The sequence below is a fragment of the Streptomyces sp. D2-8 genome (genome assembly GCF_023184515.1).
Classification (GTDB): Bacteria; Actinomycetota; Actinomycetes; order Streptomycetales; family Streptomycetaceae; genus Streptomyces.
In genome coordinates, this window is sequence record NZ_JAAHBP010000003.1 from 20,944 (window position 1) to 38,131 (window position 17,188).

The 17,188-nt window shown below is 70.2% G+C and carries 11 protein-coding genes and 1 pseudogene; 9 read left to right on the top strand and 3 right to left on the bottom strand.

Annotation, left to right across the window (positions count from 1 at the left end):
- Nucleotides 1-347 precede the first annotated feature (347 nt).
- Entirely contained in the window at nt 348-6,692 is a 6,345-nt protein-coding gene (locus G3I77_RS06490; RefSeq protein ID WP_248501630.1) for a DNRLRE domain-containing protein, read from the top strand.
- Here the strand turns inward: G3I77_RS06490 and G3I77_RS06495 are convergent.
- Together G3I77_RS06495 and G3I77_RS06500 are read right to left on the bottom strand one after the other, a co-directional pair.
- Complete coding sequence (locus G3I77_RS06495) at nt 6,668-8,245, bottom strand: hypothetical protein (protein ID WP_248501631.1); 1,578 nt, start codon at nt 8,243-8,245, stop codon at nt 6,668-6,670. The genes G3I77_RS06490 and G3I77_RS06495 overlap by 25 nt on opposite strands.
- Nucleotides 8,246-8,410: 165 nt before the next feature.
- Nucleotides 8,411-8,965 (bottom strand): DUF4158 domain-containing protein, encoded by a 555-nt coding sequence (locus G3I77_RS06500; protein ID WP_248501632.1) that lies wholly within the window; start codon nt 8,963-8,965, stop codon nt 8,411-8,413.
- Between the two features lie 77 nt (nt 8,966-9,042).
- Between G3I77_RS06500 and G3I77_RS06505 the strand changes: the two genes are divergently transcribed.
- The 4 genes from G3I77_RS06505 to G3I77_RS06520 all read left to right on the top strand — a co-directional run bounded on the left by G3I77_RS06505 (nt 9,043) and on the right by G3I77_RS06520 (nt 11,577).
- Entirely contained in the window at nt 9,043-9,555 is a 513-nt protein-coding gene (locus G3I77_RS06505; RefSeq protein ID WP_374385380.1) for an MFS transporter, read from the top strand.
- Nucleotides 9,524-9,664 (top strand): hypothetical protein, encoded by a 141-nt coding sequence (locus G3I77_RS06510; RefSeq protein WP_248501633.1) that lies wholly within the window; start codon nt 9,524-9,526, stop codon nt 9,662-9,664. Before G3I77_RS06505 ends, G3I77_RS06510 begins: the two co-directional genes overlap by 32 nt.
- 149 nt (nt 9,665-9,813) lie before the next feature.
- Nucleotides 9,814-10,752: a beta-ketoacyl-ACP synthase III gene (locus G3I77_RS06515; RefSeq protein ID WP_248501634.1), complete on the top strand. Its 939-nt coding sequence runs from the start codon at nt 9,814-9,816 to the stop codon at nt 10,750-10,752.
- Between the two features lie 147 nt (nt 10,753-10,899).
- Complete coding sequence (locus tag G3I77_RS06520; RefSeq protein WP_248501635.1) at nt 10,900-11,577, top strand: GntR family transcriptional regulator; 678 nt, start codon at nt 10,900-10,902, stop codon at nt 11,575-11,577.
- 31 nt (nt 11,578-11,608) lie between these two features.
- On the opposite strand, the pseudogene G3I77_RS06525 reads toward G3I77_RS06520, so the two are convergent.
- Nucleotides 11,609-12,014, bottom strand: a pseudogene (locus G3I77_RS06525) (PaaI family thioesterase).
- A 251-nt stretch (nt 12,015-12,265) separates the two neighbouring features.
- Between G3I77_RS06525 and G3I77_RS06530 the strand changes: the two are divergent.
- The 4 genes from G3I77_RS06530 to G3I77_RS06545 all read left to right on the top strand — a co-directional run bounded on the left by G3I77_RS06530 (nt 12,266) and on the right by G3I77_RS06545 (nt 17,177).
- Entirely contained in the window at nt 12,266-13,447 is a 1,182-nt protein-coding gene (locus tag G3I77_RS06530; protein WP_248501636.1) for an ROK family transcriptional regulator, read from the top strand.
- Between the two features lie 131 nt (nt 13,448-13,578).
- The gene (locus G3I77_RS06535; RefSeq protein ID WP_248501637.1) at nt 13,579-15,096 is read left to right on the top strand and encodes a sugar ABC transporter ATP-binding protein; all 1,518 of its coding nucleotides are present in this window, start codon (nt 13,579-13,581) and stop codon (nt 15,094-15,096) included.
- Nucleotides 15,093-16,112, top strand: a complete 1,020-nt coding sequence (locus G3I77_RS06540) for an ABC transporter permease (RefSeq protein WP_248501638.1) — start codon at nt 15,093-15,095, stop codon at nt 16,110-16,112. The genes G3I77_RS06535 and G3I77_RS06540 overlap by 4 nt, the downstream gene beginning before the upstream one ends.
- 18 nt (nt 16,113-16,130) lie before the next feature.
- Nucleotides 16,131-17,177 (top strand): substrate-binding domain-containing protein, encoded by a 1,047-nt coding sequence (locus G3I77_RS06545; protein ID WP_248501639.1) that lies wholly within the window; start codon nt 16,131-16,133, stop codon nt 17,175-17,177.
- Nucleotides 17,178-17,188: the final 11 nt, after the last annotated feature.

Sequence of the window (17,188 nt, forward strand, 5' to 3'; positions counted from 1 at the left end):
GTGCGCGCCCATGGTCGTGCCGAGCTCCAGTCGGCCGCCACGGTGTCGACTCAGCTGACGAGCGGCTCCCTCGCGAGCGCCGTTCAAGATCTGATTCCGTTATGCGGCCAGTGGGCCGTCGGCTTGATCACGGTCGGCGCGCATGCGGAATCCGATCGCACGTGTGCCTCGAAACGTGTCATCCGCAGCCGAGGCACCCCCTTGATACACCTCATCGCCTTCAAGACCCCTTGATTCATCGGATGGTTGTACGCGCGGTCAGTGAAGAGAATCTCGCTCCCGTCATGGCCGGCGAGGTGCTTGGATCAACCGTCCGTATGTTCTGATTTTCAAGGAGCAACTGCTCGATGAGACCTACCGTGCCCGCTCCACAGGAGTGGGAGGGCTCTGTGCTGGCCTTCCAGCACCGCAGACGGGTGCTGCCGAGCATCGCGCTCGGTGCAGCCATCCTGCTGGCCGCGGAGACGGCGCTGCTGGTCGCGAACTCCGGTGATGCCGTGGCGCTCAGCCTGGGGTCGACTCAGGAGCCGGCGACCGCCGCTGCGAAGAAGCCGAGCGTCAAGGAGGCTGCCGACCTCCCCTCGGCTCGTGTCGCCGCCCGGCTGCACGGCCACCGGGTGGAGGCGCTGAGCGAGCGCACCGAGACGTCGACCACCTGGGCCAACAAGGACGGCAGCCTGACGACGGAAATGGCCGCCGGCCCGATCCGTTTCCGTGACCCGGACACCGGCCACTGGACCGACGTCGATGTCGACCTGTACGAGGTGAGCGGCGGGGTGGAGCCCAAGGCCCATCCCGACGGGCTGCGGCTGGCCGGCAGGACCGGGACCCCGGCGAAGTCGCTGACGGCGGCGCGTGAGGCCAAGGCCACCGACCTCGTGACCCTGGGCGAGGGCGATGAGCAGATCACCCTGCAGTGGAAGGGCGGCCTGCCCAAGCCGAAGCTGGACGGGACGCGGGCGGAGTACGTCAACGCCGTTCCCGGCGCGGACGTGGTGGTCGAGGCCACGCGTACCGGTTTCGAGCAGTTCGTCGAGATCAAGCAGCGCCCCGGTACGGGTGGCTACTCGTACACGCTGCCGCTGCAGGCCAAGGGCCTGAAGGTGAAGCAACTCGCCGACGGCAGCGTGCAGTTCACCGACAAGAAGAACAAGAAGCGGGCCGTGATGCCCGCTCCGGTGATGTGGGACTCCACCGTCGACAAACGGTCCGGTGAGCACACCCGCAAGGCCGAGGTCGGCCTGAAGGTCGTACGCAAGGGCTCCTCCGTCGACCTGGTGATCACGCCGGACGCCGAGTTCCTCGCCGACCCGGACACGCAGTACCCGGTCACTGTGGACCCGTCCACCTCGTCGCTGTCCAACGTTTTCGACACCTACGTCCAGCAGGGCGAGACGGTGGACTGGTCCGCCGACACCGAACTGGACTTCGGCAACCCGGGCACGAAGAATGCGGACGGCACGCCGCGCACGGCGCAGTCGTTCATCTCGTGGAACACCACGCCCGTCCAGGACGCGCTGGTCTTGGACGCGAAGCTGTCGCTGTGGAACTTCCACTCCGGCAACACGGACTGCAAGCTCTACCCGTGGGAGGTGTGGGCCTCCGGTGCGGCATCCACCTCCAGCCGGTGGACGAACCGTCCGACGATGACGGCGAAGAAGGCCACCTCGACGGAAACGCGCGGCAACGCCGGATGCTCCACACAGCCGGACGGCTGGATCAACGCCGACGTGACGACCCTTGTGCAGGAGTGGGCCTCCGCCAAGACCACCCGCGGTCACATGGGCATCCGTGCCACGGACGAGTCGGTCATCGCGCAGTGGAAGCGGGTCAACTCCGCCAACGCCGCGTCCAACCCGCCGAAGCTGGTGGTGAACTACAACTACCGGCCGCGCACCGGCACCAAGCAGGAGGCCGGCCCGCCGTACTTCTCCTACAGCGGCGCCTACACGGTGAACACCACCACGCCGACGCTGCGGGACACCTTCGTCGACGCCGACGGTGACAAGGTCAACGGCACCTTCCAGATCTTCGACAACGCCACCAACACGCAGGTCGGCGACGTCATCGTGTCGAAGTACGTGCCCTCCGGGCAGGTCGCCTCGGTGACCGTCCCGTCCGGCGTGCTGACCAACGGCAAGACGTACAAGTTCCGCACCTCGCCGTACGACGGCGCGCACTACAACACCGGCTGGTCGGCCTGGAAGACCTTCACCGTCGACACCAGCGCCCCGTCCGCCCCGACGAACATCACCTCCACGGACTACCCGTCGGGCGCCTGGGTCAAGGGCGTCGGCCAGGCCGGCACCTTCACCGTCACTCCGCCCGCCGCCGACCACAACTGGCTCGAATGGTCGCTGGACGGCGTGACCTGGACCAAGGTCGCCACCGGCGGCTCCAGTGCCGCCAAGGCCATCTCCATCACCCCGCCGAAGAACGGCACCCACACGCTCCAGGTCCGCGCGGTGGACAAGGCGGACAACAAGTCCGAGGCCCGCGAGTACACCTTCCACGCCGGCCCCGGCGGCTTCATCCAGCCGTCGGACGGGGAGCGCACCGCCCGCCGTCTGCCGCTGGTCGCCGAGGCCGACGCGTCCAAGTACAACGCGGTGTCCTTCTCCTGGCGCCGCTCCGAGGCCGACGCCTGGGTGAGAATCCCGGCCGGGGACGTCACCTCCGGCGGAAACCCGCTCACCACCTGGCCGGTGGCGCTGACCGGTGGAAAGAACGCACAACTGGTGTGGAACGCGGCCGGGACCGTCGACCCTGACGGCTCCGTGCAGATCAAGGCCGACTTCACCGGGCCGAACAGCGCCTCCGGCAGCACCGAGCCGCTCACCGTCGTCGTCGACCGCAACGCCGACGGCGCCGCGACGAGCGAGGTCGGCCCGGGCAGCGTGAACCTGCTGACCGGCGATTACGTTCTCTCGGACACCGACGCATCCGCGTTCGACCTGGAGATCTCCCGTACCGCCTCTTCACGCCGGCCCGAGCAGGGCGCCAAGCAGGAGGGGCAGGCCCCGGTCTTCGGCAAGGAGTGGGTGGTCGGCACCGCCTCGGAGCTCACCGAGTCCGAGTTCAGCCACATCCGCAAGACCTCCGACACCGCCGTCGACGTGGTCCTGCTGGAGGGCGATGCCATCCACTTCACCGCCAACGCGAACAAGACCGGCTGGATCGCCGAACCCGGATCCGAGGACCTGACGCTCACCGGCGGCGTCACCGGTTCGTTCACGCTCTCGGACACCGAGGGCACCGTCACCGAGTTCACGAAGCCCGACCCGGCCGCCACCACCTGGCAGGTGTCCAGCACCCTCCTGGACGGTCTGGCGCAGTCGTCCACCACCGTGGTGTCCGAAGCGGTGACGGTCGACGGCAAGAAGCTGGCCCGGCCCAAGCGGGTCATCGCGCCGACCTCCGCCGCGTCCGCCGCCACCTGCACCGCGTCCCCGACGACCAAGGGCTGCCGCGCCCTGGAGTTCGTCTACGCCTCCTCCACCACCGCCACCGCCACCGCCTTCGGTGACGTCAGCGGCCAGGTGAAGGAGATCCGTATGTGGTCCACGGAGCCCGGCGCGGCCGCGGCGACGTCGAAGACCGTGCAGACGTACCGGTACGACGGCGAAGGCCGCCTGCGCCAGGCCTGGAACCCGCTGGTCACCCCGGCGCTGAAGACCGAGTACGGCTACGACGCCGCGGGCCGGGTCACCGGCTTCACGAAACCCGGTGAACTCCCGTGGACCTTCACCTACGGCACGGCCGGTTCCGGTTCCGCCGCCGGTGACGGCATGCTGCTCAAGGCGAGCCGGTCCGGCCTCCAGTCGGGGACGGCCGCCACGGAGCAGGGCACGGCCGCCACGAGCTTGGTGTACGGGGTGCCCCTCACCGGCGCCGCGGCACCGTATGCCATGGGTGCCGCCGACGTGAAGGCATGGGGGCAGACCGATGCTCCGACGGACGCCACCGCGGTCTTCCCCGCGGACGCCGTTCCGGCCTCCCACACGGGCGGTTCGCTGACCGCGACCGCCTACAAGCGCGCCGAGGTGCACTACCTCGGGGTCTCCGGCCGCGAGGTCAACTCGGCCTCCCCCGGCGGTCACATCACCACCACCGAGTACGACCGGTTCGGCAACACCGTGCGCGAATTGTCGGCGGCCAACCGAGCCGTCGCGCTCGGCCTCGGCGCCGACGACCGGGCGGCCCAGGCGGAACTGGGCATCGCCCAGGTCTCCTCCGCCGAGCGCGCCGAGCTGCTGTCCACGCGCTCCGTCTACAACGAGGCCGGCACCCGGGAACTGGAGGAGTTCGGTTCGCTGCGGCGTATCGACCTCACCGCCGACCTGAAGTCCGGCACGACCGTCCTGGTGCCGGCTGGCACCCCGGTGCTCGCCCGCACATGGACGGTGAACGAGTACGACGCGGGGCGTCCCACCGACGGCACCGCCAAGGTCAAGGACCAGATCACCAAGGCGACCGTGGGCGCCCAGGTGCGTGAGCACCCCTCGGCGAAGGGCGAGAAGCGCGCCACGCAGACGGTCTACGACTGGGCCAAGGGCCTGTCCGTCAAGTCCGTCCAGGACCCGGGCGGTCTGGCGCTGACCACGACCACCGAGTACGACGCCCAGGGACGGGTCACCAAGCAGATACCACCCGGCTCCACCGGCTCGGACGCCGCCACGAGGGTGACGACGTACTGGTCCGCCACCGGCACCGGCGCCTGCGCCGGCCGCCCGGAGTGGGCCGACGCGGTGTGCAGCACCGGCCCGGCCGGCGCGATCACCGGGGGTGGCAGCAACCCGGCCACCCTGCCCACCACGACCAGCGAGTACGACTGGTGGGGCCACCAGGCCAAGGTCATCGAGACGTCCGGCAGCACGACCCGGACCACGACCACGACGTACGACTCCGCGGGGCGGCAGACCAAGGTCACGTTCAGCGGCGGCATCGGACAGGCCGTACCGGAGGTGACCACGGAGTACGACCCGGCCAACGGCGAGGTGGCGAAGACCACGTCGGCGTCGGGCGGCACGATCACCAAGAAGTTCGACAGGCTCGGACGGCTCATCTCCTACGCCGACGCCGACGGCGGCACCACGACGACCGAGTACGACCTGCTGGACCGCCCGGTCAAGGTCACCGACACGGCCCCGTCCACGGTGACCTACACCTACGACCACACGGTCGAGCCGCGCGGCCTGGCCACGAGGACCACCGACTCCGTCGCCGGCGCCTTCGAGGCCCGGTACGACGCGGACGGCTCCGTCAGCAGTGAGAAGCTGCCCGGCGGCTACACACTGCGGCAGCGCGAGGACACCGCCGGGGCCTCGCTGGAGCGCACGTACACGCGCGACAGCGACGGCACCCTGGTCTACTCGGACACCATCACGCAGTCCATCCACGCCCAGAACACCAGCCACAGCGGCTGGTCCGAGCAGACGTTCCGGTACGACGCGACCGGACGCCTCACCACCGTCGAGGACACCGCCGACACCGTCTGCACCCGCCGTGTCTACGCCTTCGACGTCCGGACCAACCGCACGTCACTGACCAAGGCGACCGGCGCGCCCGGCGCGGACTGCCCGACCAGCGGAGGCACCACCACCAACTCCACCTACGACAGCGCCGACCGCATCGTCGACTCCGGCTACACCTACGACGCCTTCGGCCGGACCACCGCGGCTCCGGGCAACGGCACGATCGGCTACCACGTCAACGACCTGGTTCACCGCCAGACCGCCGACGGCAAGCGTCAGACCTGGAACCTGGACTCCGCGCAGCGGTTCCGTTCCTGGACGGTGGAGCGCGGCGGCGGCAGCACGTGGACCCTGGAGCAGTCCAAGGTCAACCACTACGACGGCGAGGAGGACAACCCCCGCTGGATCGTCGAGGACGTGGCCACCGGAGCCCTGACCCGTAACGTCGACTCCGCGAGCGGTGACCTGGCCGCCACCACCGGCAAGACCGGTGACGTGGTCCTCCAGCTCACCAACCTGCACGGTGACGTGGCCCTCCGACTGCCGCTGGACGCGGGCAAGGCGCCCGTCGCCCTGGACTCGGACGAGTACGGCAACCCCCGGGCCGGGCAGCCGGCGACGCGCTACGCCTGGCTCGGCGGCAAGCAGCGGTCCACCGAGACCCTGACCGGTCTCACGCTGATGGGCGTCCGCCTCTACAACCCCGCCACGGGCCGGTTCCTGTCCACGGACCCGATCTACGGCGGCAACGCCAACGCCTACGACTACTGTTCAGCCAACCCCCTGAACTGCTACGACCTCGACGGTCGGTGGGGTTGGCTCGCGGTCAGCGCGGCGGCCTGGGCCTGCTCCAAGTGGTGCCCGGGCAAGCGGACACGCCAGGTCGCCGGCGTGGTGAGCGCGGTGTCGGGCGGCGGGTTCCTCCGCAGCATGGCGATCAAGGCCGGCACGCGCTACATCGCGAAGAGGTCGGTCAAGAACAGCATCCAGACCAAGCGCGGCTACCGCGTCGACGTCCGGGGAAAGAAGCCTCACTACAACAAGTGGGGTGCTCGTCCCAAGGGCAAGGGACTGGGCGCGCGGTGGCGCCGGATCCGCTACAAGAACAAGCACATGGGGTTCCCGCACGTGCAGTACTACCGGGGCGGCAAGAGGTACGGAAAGTGGGCCTACCGGCCCGGCCTCCGGCACATCTACCGCGCCGGGCGTTCCCTGTGACGCTCTGTCACAACCTGACATGAGCTGACATGAGACTCGGGGAGCGTGGGGCAGGGCGGGCAGGACCCTCCCCCCCCCCACGCTCCCCGAGCGCTGTGAAGTGAAAGGCTGTCCCCATGTGGCATGACTGCACACCGGTCCTCGACGACGAACCCGGCCCGGCCGGGCGGGAGATCTCGGGGTGGCGCGTTCCCGGCGTCGGTGAGATCGACGTCGAGTCCGAGGGCTTTCGGCTGTCCGTGCTGCCCACGGGCGAGACCCTGCGGGTGGAGCTGGCCTTCGCCGCCGCGTACGCCGAGTCGGAGACAGAGCCGTACCGGCCTCTGGGGCCGGTGACGCTGACGCTCGACGACGTACGGTCCATCGCGCTGCACACCCCGGGAGCGCCCTCCGACCCACTGTGGAAGAGGGTGCTTCGCGGGGACCCGCACGACGAGGTCCTGCGCATGACGTGGGACGAGGACGACGACGTCCTGCATGTACGGGACGGCGGCGTCGTCGTGTCCTGCCGGGGCGGAACCTGGCGCTGGGCGACCGACGCGTAGGCAGAAGGGTCCCGGACCATCACTGGTCCGGGTCCTTTCGCGCAAGGCCATGAAGTCAGGGGTTTCGGCGATCATGGTGAGCGCCTCGCGCAGCCGGACGGTGAACTCGCTCGCGGTGGCCGGGAAGCCTGCCTGGTCGCAGAAGCCCGCGAGCTTGGGCTCGCACTGCTCCCAGGGCAGGAGCATGCGGGTCCAGTCACCGTACTCCTCGGCGCCGTTCACGGCGACATCACCGCAGCGCAGCTCCTCCACGAGGCAGGCGAACACCATTGCCGCGAAATGGCGGCGGACCAGCATCCCCGGCTGTTCACGGGAGTAGACAGTCTTCAGCCACATCTTCGGCGCGAACGACAGGTCCAGCCGTACCAACTCCCCGTTCTCGTCGGTGCTGGTGGGATGTGTGTCCGCCACGAGGGGCCGGGTGAGGTGCTGGTGAGCGAGGACGTGGTCCAGCGCGTCCAGCACGCTGCGGTCGGTCGAGGTCGCGGTGAACGACAGACGGCGGGCGATCTTGAACATGGTCGGCCGGTCCGGCTTGAAGAAGCGCTCTACCAGCGCCGTGTAGTTGCTGCCCCGGTAGGCGTCCAGGGCCTCCAGCTCCGCCATCTGGGCCTCGAACCCGCCCGCCGCCTTGATGGCGGCCCGGGCGTTCTTCAGCGCAAGCAGGTCATCCAGCGACGCCTCCCCCTCCCACGCGCCGGGAGCGGCCTCGCCGCTGCCGCGCAGGGCGGTCAGCACGTCCCGGAAGGTGGCCAGGAGCTGCTCGGTGGTCTCCTTCTGCCGCTTCTCGATCTCCAGCAGCTCTTCCTGGGCCCGTTTGAGGTGCCGGGACATGCGCTTGGAGAGCATCACCACGGTCTCGTCCCGCACCGCCGCCTGCACCTGCGCGAGCAGGCACACGGTCATCGCGGTGCGGCGCGGGTCGGCGATGTCCTTCATCTCGCCCACCGACAGCACCCTCGCCTGCTCGGTCAGCGCGCCCACCTTCGCAGGCGGTGTCTTCCCCACCCAAAGACGGCATCCCCCAGCCCGTCCACCCTCTCCATCCGCTCCGCATGGGCCCTGAACCGTGACCAGGTCGCCCGCCGGGCGGGCTGCTTGATCCACGCGAACAGGCTCTGGTACTCGCCCTCGGCGACCTCCAGCATGCCTGCGACCCGCTCCCGCGCCGCGTCACTCATGCGCGCGACGATCGCCTCGCACTGCGAGGCTTCTATCTCGGAGCGGATTACGGGCAGCCATCCGGTCCAGGGTGGAAAACGCCGGCAGCTCCAGCCGCTCCTTCTGCCGGACCAGCTCCTCCAGCGCCACGTTCACCAGGTCCGCGGTATGCGCCTTCACCGGCGCCGCCGCCCGCATCGCCGCCTCCGCGGCCGCGCGGGCCTCGCCCGGCTTGTGCTTCAGCTCCAAGCGCTCACGTACGGCGGAACGGTAGCGCTCCTCGCTCCGCTCGGAGTCCGTCTCTGGCGCCGTCCCCGCAGCGAGCGCCGCCTGATCGCGCACATGAGCCACGACCGCCCCGGGTATGTCCCCGAGCTTGGGGACACGGCCCAGCCGTGCCGCGGACTTCAGCATCACCAGCAGCGCCAGGACCCGGCCCGGGCGGTCATGCGTACGTTCACGTGCCCACGCCACATCCTCCGCCGACGGCGTGAAGAACTCCCGCAACTCCCGTTCCGAGATCAGCCTCTTGAACGTCGGATACGCCGTCCGCTCCAGCGACGCCACACCAACCGCCCCACGCCCGACCGACTGACAGCGGCCACCATAAACAGCGACGATCCCGGTAGCGGGGCCAGGGCCAGATCACGGAGCGTGCGCACACTCACCGTACTCGAGCGTCACGCTCTGCTATGAAATGGCGGCTATCACGCGTATCTCCTCCCCCCGCCTACCTGGGCGCCGGCGCGCTGATGTACGCGCTCATCGCCCTGTTCGGAGACTCCTCCAAGCCGCTGTTCATCCTGTGCGCGCTGGTCATCCTCTCCTTCTATGGCGGTGGTTTCGCCACGATTTCGGCCTATATGAAGGATTTGTTCGGTACGTACCAGGTCGGTGCCATCCACGGGCGGCTGCTCACCGCCTGGTCCACGGCCGGGGTGCTCGGCCCGCTGATCGTGAACTGGATCGCCGACCGGCAGGAGGAGGCCGGCCGGCACGGCGCGTCCCTGTACGGGTTGTCGTTCGTCATCATGATCGGGCTGCTCGTCGTCGGTTTCGTCGCCAACGAACTGGTCCGGCCCGTCGACCCCCGCCACCACGTCCCCGCCCCGAAGGAGGCCGCCCATGGCCGGCGACAGCAGTCAGAGTCCGCCTAGCCCGGACCGGCGGTGGCTGATCGCCGTCGCCTGGGTGTGGGTCGGTGTACCGCTCGCCTACGGACTGTACGAACTGGTGCGGAAGGCGACGCAGCTCTTCACCGGGTAGCCGTTCGACAGGTGTCCGGGGGCCCAGGGTGCTGACCGAAGCTGACAACCCCGGCGCTCGTTTCCTGTCGTCTTGGCTGTCCTCGTACCCGTGAGTCACTGATCAGACTGGTGGATCCGCTACCCAAGGCAACGAGGGGGACCCACCCAATGAACGGCTCACGCATCGCCGCCGTCGGCCACTACCAGCCCGCCAAGGTACTCACCAACGAGGACCTGGCGGGCCTGGTGGACACCAGTGACGAGTGGATCAGGAGCCGGGTGGGCATCCGCACGCGCCACATCGCGGGCCCCGACGAGCCGGTCGACGAACTGGCCGCCCACGCCGCCGCCAAGGCCCTGGCCGCGGCCGGGCTGGCCCCGGCCGACATCGACCTGGTGCTGGTCGCCACCTCCACCGCCGTCGACCGCTCGCCCAACATGGCCGCCCGGGTGGCGGCCCGACTGGGCATCCCGCAGGCCGCCACCATGGACCTCAACGTCGTGTGCGCCGGTTTCACCCACGCCCTGGCCACCGCCGACCACGCCGTCCGCGCGGGGGGCGCGAGCCGGGTGCTGGTCATCGGGGCCGACAAGATGTCCGAGGTGGCCGACTGGAGCGACCGCAGCACCTGCGTGCTCGTCGGCGACGGGGCGGGCGCCGCGGTGGTGGAGGCCGCGGGCGAGCCGGCCATCGGGCCGGTGCTGTGGGGCTCGGTGCCCGAGATGGGCAACGCGGTGCGCATCGAGGGATCCCCGCCGCGCTTCGCCCAGGAGGGGCAGAGCGTCTACCGCTGGGCCACCACGCAACTGCCGCCCATAGCGCGCCGGGCCTGCGAGCGGGCCGGGCTGGAGCCGGCCGACCTCGCCGGAGTCGTGCTGCACCAGGCGAACCTGCGCATCATCGAACCCCTCGCGGAGAAGATCGGCGCCGTCAACGCGGTCGTCGCGCGCGATGTCACCGAGTCCGGCAACACCTCGGCCGCGAGCATCCCGCTGGCCTTCTCGAAGCTGGTCGAGCAGGGCGTGGTCGTCACCGGCGACCCGGTGCTGCTGTTCGGTTTCGGCGGGAACCTGTCGTACGCGGGGCAGGTCGTGCGCTGCCCGTGAGCGGCAGCGCGGTGTGACGCGGTCAACTCCCCTGAAGCCTGGCTCTTGTGCGCCGTAGACTGTAGACGAAAGACAATCAATACTGACTCTGCGGCGATACCGGCTCGCGCCGCGCTGTGCACGGCCCTGCCGAGGAGGGGGACCGCGATGCTGTCGACAGGCCTGCCCCAAGGGGCGGTACCCAAGCTGGAACGCCCGGGTCCGCTGCGCGACCGTGTCTACGAGGCGCTGCTCGAACTCATCACCACCCGTGCGCTGCAGCCCGGCCAGCATCTCGTCGAGAGCGAACTCGCCGGGCATCTCGGGGTCTCCCGGCAGCCCGTGCGCGAGGCGCTGCAGCGGCTCAACACCGAGGGGTGGGTCGATCTGCGGCCCGCCCAGGGCGCGTTCGTGCACGAGCCGACGGAGGAGGAGGCCGACCAGCTCCTCACGGTCCGCACGCTCCTGGAGGCCGAGGCCGCCCGGCTCGCGGCGGCCAACGCGAACAGCGCGGGCATCGCCGACCTGGAAGCGCTGTGCGCGGAGGGCGAGAAGGCCGTCGAGGCCGACGACGTGGACGGGGCCGTCGCCATGAACGCCCGTTTCCACGCCAAGATCATGGAGCTCGCCGGCAACGCGGTCCTCGCCGAACTCGCCGCCCAGGTCGACCGGCGCGTGCGCTGGTACTACACGCCCGTGGCCCGCCGGCGCGGCCACCAGTCCTGGATCGAGCACCGCGAACTGATCGCGGCGGTCGCCGACCGGGACGAACAGCGCGCCACCCAGCTGATGCGCGCGCACACGGAGCACACGCGCCGGTCCTACCACGCGCGGGCGCGCTCCTAGGCGGACGCCCAGGCGGACATGACCCAGGGCCTCAGCCGGCCGTCAGTACCGCCTGGGTCTGCGTCGTCCGGCCCACCAGGGTGCCGGCCTCGTCGCGCAGATCCGTGCGCACGGCGATGAGGGAGCGGCCCACGTGCACGGGGTGCGCCTCGGCGTGCACGGTGCCCGAGCGCACGGCGCGGAAGAAGTTCGTCTTCGACTCGACCGTCGACGTGCTCGCCCGGTGGCAGGTTGAGGAACGCGCAGACCGCGCCGGCCGTGTCGGCGAGCGTCATCAGCGCGCCGCCGTGCAGCGCGCCGCCCACCGTGCACGACTCCGGGGCCCAGACGAGCGCGGCCCTGACCCGGGCCGGGCCGGACTCCTCCAGGAAGATGCCCAGCTCACCGGCGAAGGGCACCGCCGTCAACAGCGCTTCCGGGGCAGGGGCGTCGGTCATGGGAGCCTCCATCGGGTCGGCGTGGACCGATGCCAGCCTGGCCCGGCGCCTTCCCACGGTCGATTACCTGTCAGGTAAGGGACCCGACCCTCCCCTTTGTCCTGTGAGTGGAAAAAGGGGAGGGCAATTCCTGCGCGACTTCTTCCCACTCCCGGCAGCCGCTGCTACGTTCCCTCCGAAAGCAAGCCACCGAGGTGGCGGAATACCGGCGCGTACAGGCCGATCGAGGCGGGGAGGGGCTCGTGAGACGTATGACCGCACGACCCGGAAACGCCCACCAGGCCCGACTGCTCAAGCTGTTGCGCGACGGCGGACCCAACTCCCGTGCCCAGCTGGGCGACCAGGTCGACCTGTCGCGGTCCAAGCTGGCCGTGGAGGTGGACCGGCTGCTGGAGACGGGGCTGGTCGTGGCCGACGGACTCGCCGCCTCGCGCGGTGGCCGCCGCTCCCACAACATCCGGCTCAACCCCGAGCTGCGCTTCCTCGGCGTCGACATCGGCGCGACCTCGGTCGACGTCGCCGTCACCAACGCCGAGCTGGAGACCCTCGGGCACCTCAACCAGCCCATGGACGTGCGCGAAGGCCCCGTCGCGGTCTTCGAGCAGGTCCTCGCCATGGCCGCGAAACTGCGGGCCTCCGGGCTCGCGGAAGGGTTCGACGGCGCCGGCATCGGCGTCCCGGGCCCGGTCCGCTTCCCCGAGGGCATCCCGGTGGCACCGCCGATCATGCCCGGTTGGGACGGCTTCCCCGTGCGGGAGGCGCTCAGCCAGGAACTCGGCTGCCCGGTCATGGTCGACAACGACGTGAACCTCATGGCGATGGGGGAGCAGCACGCGGGCGTCGCCCGCACCGTCGCCGACTTCCTCTGCGTCAAGATCGGCACCGGCATCGGCTGCGGCATCGTCGTCGGCGGTGAGGTCTACCGCGGTACGACGGGCAGCGCCGGCGACATCGGGCACATCCAGGCCGTTCCCGACGGCCGCCCCTGCGCCTGCGGCAACCGGGGTTGCCTGGAGGCCCACTTCAGCGGGGCGGCCCTCGCCCGGGACGCCACGGAGGCCGCCCAGCAGGGACTCTCGGCCGAACTGGCATCGCGGCTGGAGACGAACGGCGGGCTCACCGCCGTCGACGTCGCCGCGGCGGCCTCCGCCGGTGACGCCGCCGCTCTCGATCTGATCCGCGAGGGCGGCAACCGCACCGGCCAGGTCATCGCCGGCCTGGTCAGCTTCTTCAACCCCGGCCTGGTGGTGATCGGCGGCGGGGTGACCGGCCTCGGCCACACCCTGCTCGCCGCGATCCGCACCCAGGTCTACCGCCAGTCGCTGCCGCTCGCGACCGGCAACCTGCCCATCGTCCTGGGGGAGTTGGGACCCACCGCCGGAGTCATCGGCGCGGCCCGGCTCATCAGCGACCACCTGTTCTCACCCGCGTAAGCGCACTTCAGTACGTCGCCACTCCAGCACGTCAGCACCACGCTCCGTGTACCGAGCCCTGCTCTGCCCTGCCCTGAACACGCCTGCCCGACAAGCGCCCTGACACCGGCCCGCCCGCCAAGGGGATTCGCATGGCACCAGAACCACCGCTGCTCAGCATGTCCGGCATCACCAAGTCGTTCCCCGGAGTCCGGGCCCTCGACGGCGTGGACCTCGACGTCCAGGCCGGTGAGGTGCACTGCCTGCTCGGCCAGAACGGGGCCGGCAAGTCCACCCTCATCAAGGTGCTGGCCGGCGCCCACCAGCCCGATACCGGCCGCCTCCACTGGCGCGGCGAGGAAGTGACGCTCCGCTCGCCGATCGCCGCCATGCGCCTCGGCATCGCCACCATCTACCAGGAACTCGACCTGGTGGAGCACCTGTCGGTCGCCGAGAACGTCCACCTGGGGCATGAACCGACCGCAGCGGGCTTCGTCGTACGCGGAAAGGCGGCCAAGGCTTCAACAGCCGCTCTTCTCAAGCGACTTGGCCATGCCGAGATCGACCCGGCCCGGCTCGTGGGGGAGCTGTCGGCGGCGCAGCAGCAGATCGTGTCCATGGCGCGCGCGCTCTCCCACGACGTGCGGCTCATCGTGATGGACGAGCCGTCCGCCGCCCTCGACCCGGACGAGGTCGACAACCTCTTCCGCATCGTCGGCGACCTCACCGCCGCCGGAGTCGCCGTCGTCTACATCTCGCACCGCCTGGAGGAGATCCGCCGCATCGGCGACCGGGTGACGGTGCTGAAGGACGGACGGGCCGTCGCGAACGGGCTCCCGGCGAAGTCGACCCCGACCCGCGAGGTCGTCGCGCTCATGACGGGCCGCAACGTCGAGTACGTCTTCCCCGACCGGCCCCTCTCCCCGCCGCCCGGCGAACCCGTCCTGAAGGTCCAAGGCCTGTCCAGGCAAGGGGAGTTCGAGCCGTTCGACCTGGAGGTCAGACCGGGCGAGATCGTCGGCCTCGCGGGACTCGTCGGCTCGGGCCGCTCCGAGATCCTGGAGACCGTCTACGGGGCACGCAAACCGACGTCCGGTCAGGTGCTGGTCGAGGGAAGGCCCTTGAAGCCGGGAAGTGTCCGGGCCGCCGTCCGGGCCGGACTCGGGCTCGCCCCCGAGGAACGCAAGGCGCAGGCCCTGCTGATGCTGGAGTCCGTCACCCGCAACGTGTCGGTCTCCTCCATGTCCCGCTTCTCGCGCGGCGGCTGGATCGACCGGGGCGCCGAACTCGGAGCCGCCCGGGCCGCAACCCGGGAGCTGTCGCTGAGGCCCGACAACCCGTCCGTGCCGGTGCGCACCCTGTCCGGCGGCAACCAGCAGAAGGCCGTCCTCGCCCGCTGGCTGCTGCGCGGCTGCAAGGTGCTGCTGCTCGACGAACCCACCCGCGGCGTCGACGTCGGCGCCCGCGCCGAGCTCTACGCGGTCATCCGCCGGCTGGCGGACGAGGGCCTCGCCGTCCTGCTGGTCTCCAGCGAGGTGCCCGAGGTGCTCGGCCTCGCCGACCGCGTGCTGGTGCTGCGCGAGGGCCGTGTCGTCCACACGGCACCCGCCCGCGAGCTCGACGAACACCGCGTACTCGACCTGGTCATGGAAGGAAGCCCGGCGTCATGACGCAGCCCGTCTCCCCGCCGCGGGACAGCAGCACCGACAAGGTGCCCCAGGCCCAGCCCCCCGCCTGGCGCGGCCTGCTGTTCCGCGCCGACGTCCGCACGCTGTCCCTGCTCGGCGTGCTCGCCGTGCTGATCCTCATCGGCGGCATCACCAAGCCCGACGAGTTCCTCGACACCCGCAACCTGCAACTCGTCCTCACCCAGGCGTCCGTGATCGGCGTCGTCACCGTCGGCATGACCTTCGTCATCGTCTCCGGCGGCATCGACCTGTCGGTCGGCGCGATCGTCGCCCTCGCCTCCGTGTGGGCCACCACCGTCGCCACCCAGGAGTACGGCTTCGCCGGCATCCTCTTCACGGCGGTCCTCGTCGGAGTCGGCTGCGGCCTGGTCAACGGGGTGCTCATCGCCTACGGCGCGATGGTGCCGTTCATCGCCACCCTCGCCATGCTGGCCTCCGCCCGCGGCCTCGCCCTGCAGATCACCGACGGCAGGACGCAGATCGTCAGCGTGCCGTCCGTCCTCGACCTGGGGGAGCGCGACGCCTACGTCCTCGGTATCCCGCCCCTGGTCATGGTGTTCGCCGTCGTCACGGTCATCGGCTGGCTGGTGCTCAACCGCACCACGTTCGGACGCCGTACGGTCGCCGTCGGCGGCAACCCGGAGGCCGCCCGGCTCGCCGGCATCGACGTCCGCCGCCAGCGGCTCTACCTCTACCTGCTGTCCGGGCTGTGCTGCGGCATCGCCGCCTTCCTGCTGATCGTCCTGGCCGGCTCCGGCCAGAACACCAACGGCAACCTCTACGAACTCGACGCCATCGCCGCCGCGATCATCGGCGGCACCCTCCTCACCGGCGGCCGCGGCACCATCACCGGCTCCGTCCTCGGCGTCCTGATCTTCACCACGATCACCAACATCTTCGCCCTGAACAACCTGCAGAGCGACGTCCAGCAGATCGCCAAGGGCGCGATCATCGTCGCCGCCGTGCTGGTCCAGCGCCGTACCGCGAGCACGACCTGAGGAAAGGGTTCACCCGCCATGACCGAGATCACGAGCCGCAGAGGACTGCTCTTCGGGGCCGCCGCCGTCTCCGCCGGAGCCCTCCTCACGGGGTGCACGAGCAACGAGCCGTCCGACTCCAAGGACGAACCGGCCGGCAACGACCAGCCGGCCGCCGACGACAAGCCCGGCAAGCAGGTCACCATCGGCTTCGCCGGACCGCAGGCCGACCACGGCTGGCTCAACGCCATCAACGACAACGCCAAGAGCCGCGCCGAGAAGTACTCCGACGTCACCCTGGAGATCACCGAGGGCTCCAACGACACCGCCCAGCAGATCGGCCAGATCGAGACCCTCATCAACAAGAAGGTCGACGTCCTGGTCGTGCTGCCCGCCGACGGCAAGGCCCTCACCCAGGTCGGCCTGAAGGCGATGCGCGCCGGCATCCCGGTCGTCAACCTGGACCGGATCTTCAACACCCCGCAGGCCTACCGCTGCTGGATCGGCGGCGACAACTACGGCATGGGCCTCAACGCCGGGCACTACATCGGCGAGAAGCTCAAGGGGAAGTCCGGCGCCCGCGTCATCGAACTGGCGGGCCTGGACAACCTCGAGCTCACCAAGCAGCGCACCCAGGGATTCGACGACGCCCTCAAGAACTACCCCAACATCAAGAAGGTCGCCCGGCAGGCCGCCGAGTTCACCGTCGAGTCAGGGCAGGCCAAGATGGCCCAACTGCTCCAGGCCCAGTCGAAGTTCGACGCCCTGTGGAACCACGACGACGACCAGGGCGTGGGCGCGCTGCGCGCCATCGAGCAGGCCGGGCGCGACGACTTCCTGATGGTCGGCGGTGCCGGCGCGCTCGCCGCGTTCCAGGCCATCAAGCAGGACGACGGCGTGCTCAAGGCGACCGTGCTGTACCCGCCGACCATGGCCGCCTCCGCGATCGACCTCGCCCGCGCCCTCGGCCAGAGCAAGGGCATCGGCGGCCTGGCCGAGTTCGAGATCCCGTCGTCGCTCACGCTCTACTCGGCCGTCGTCGACAAGACCAACGTCGACCAGTACATGTCCACCGGCTTCAAGTGATCCACCCCGCA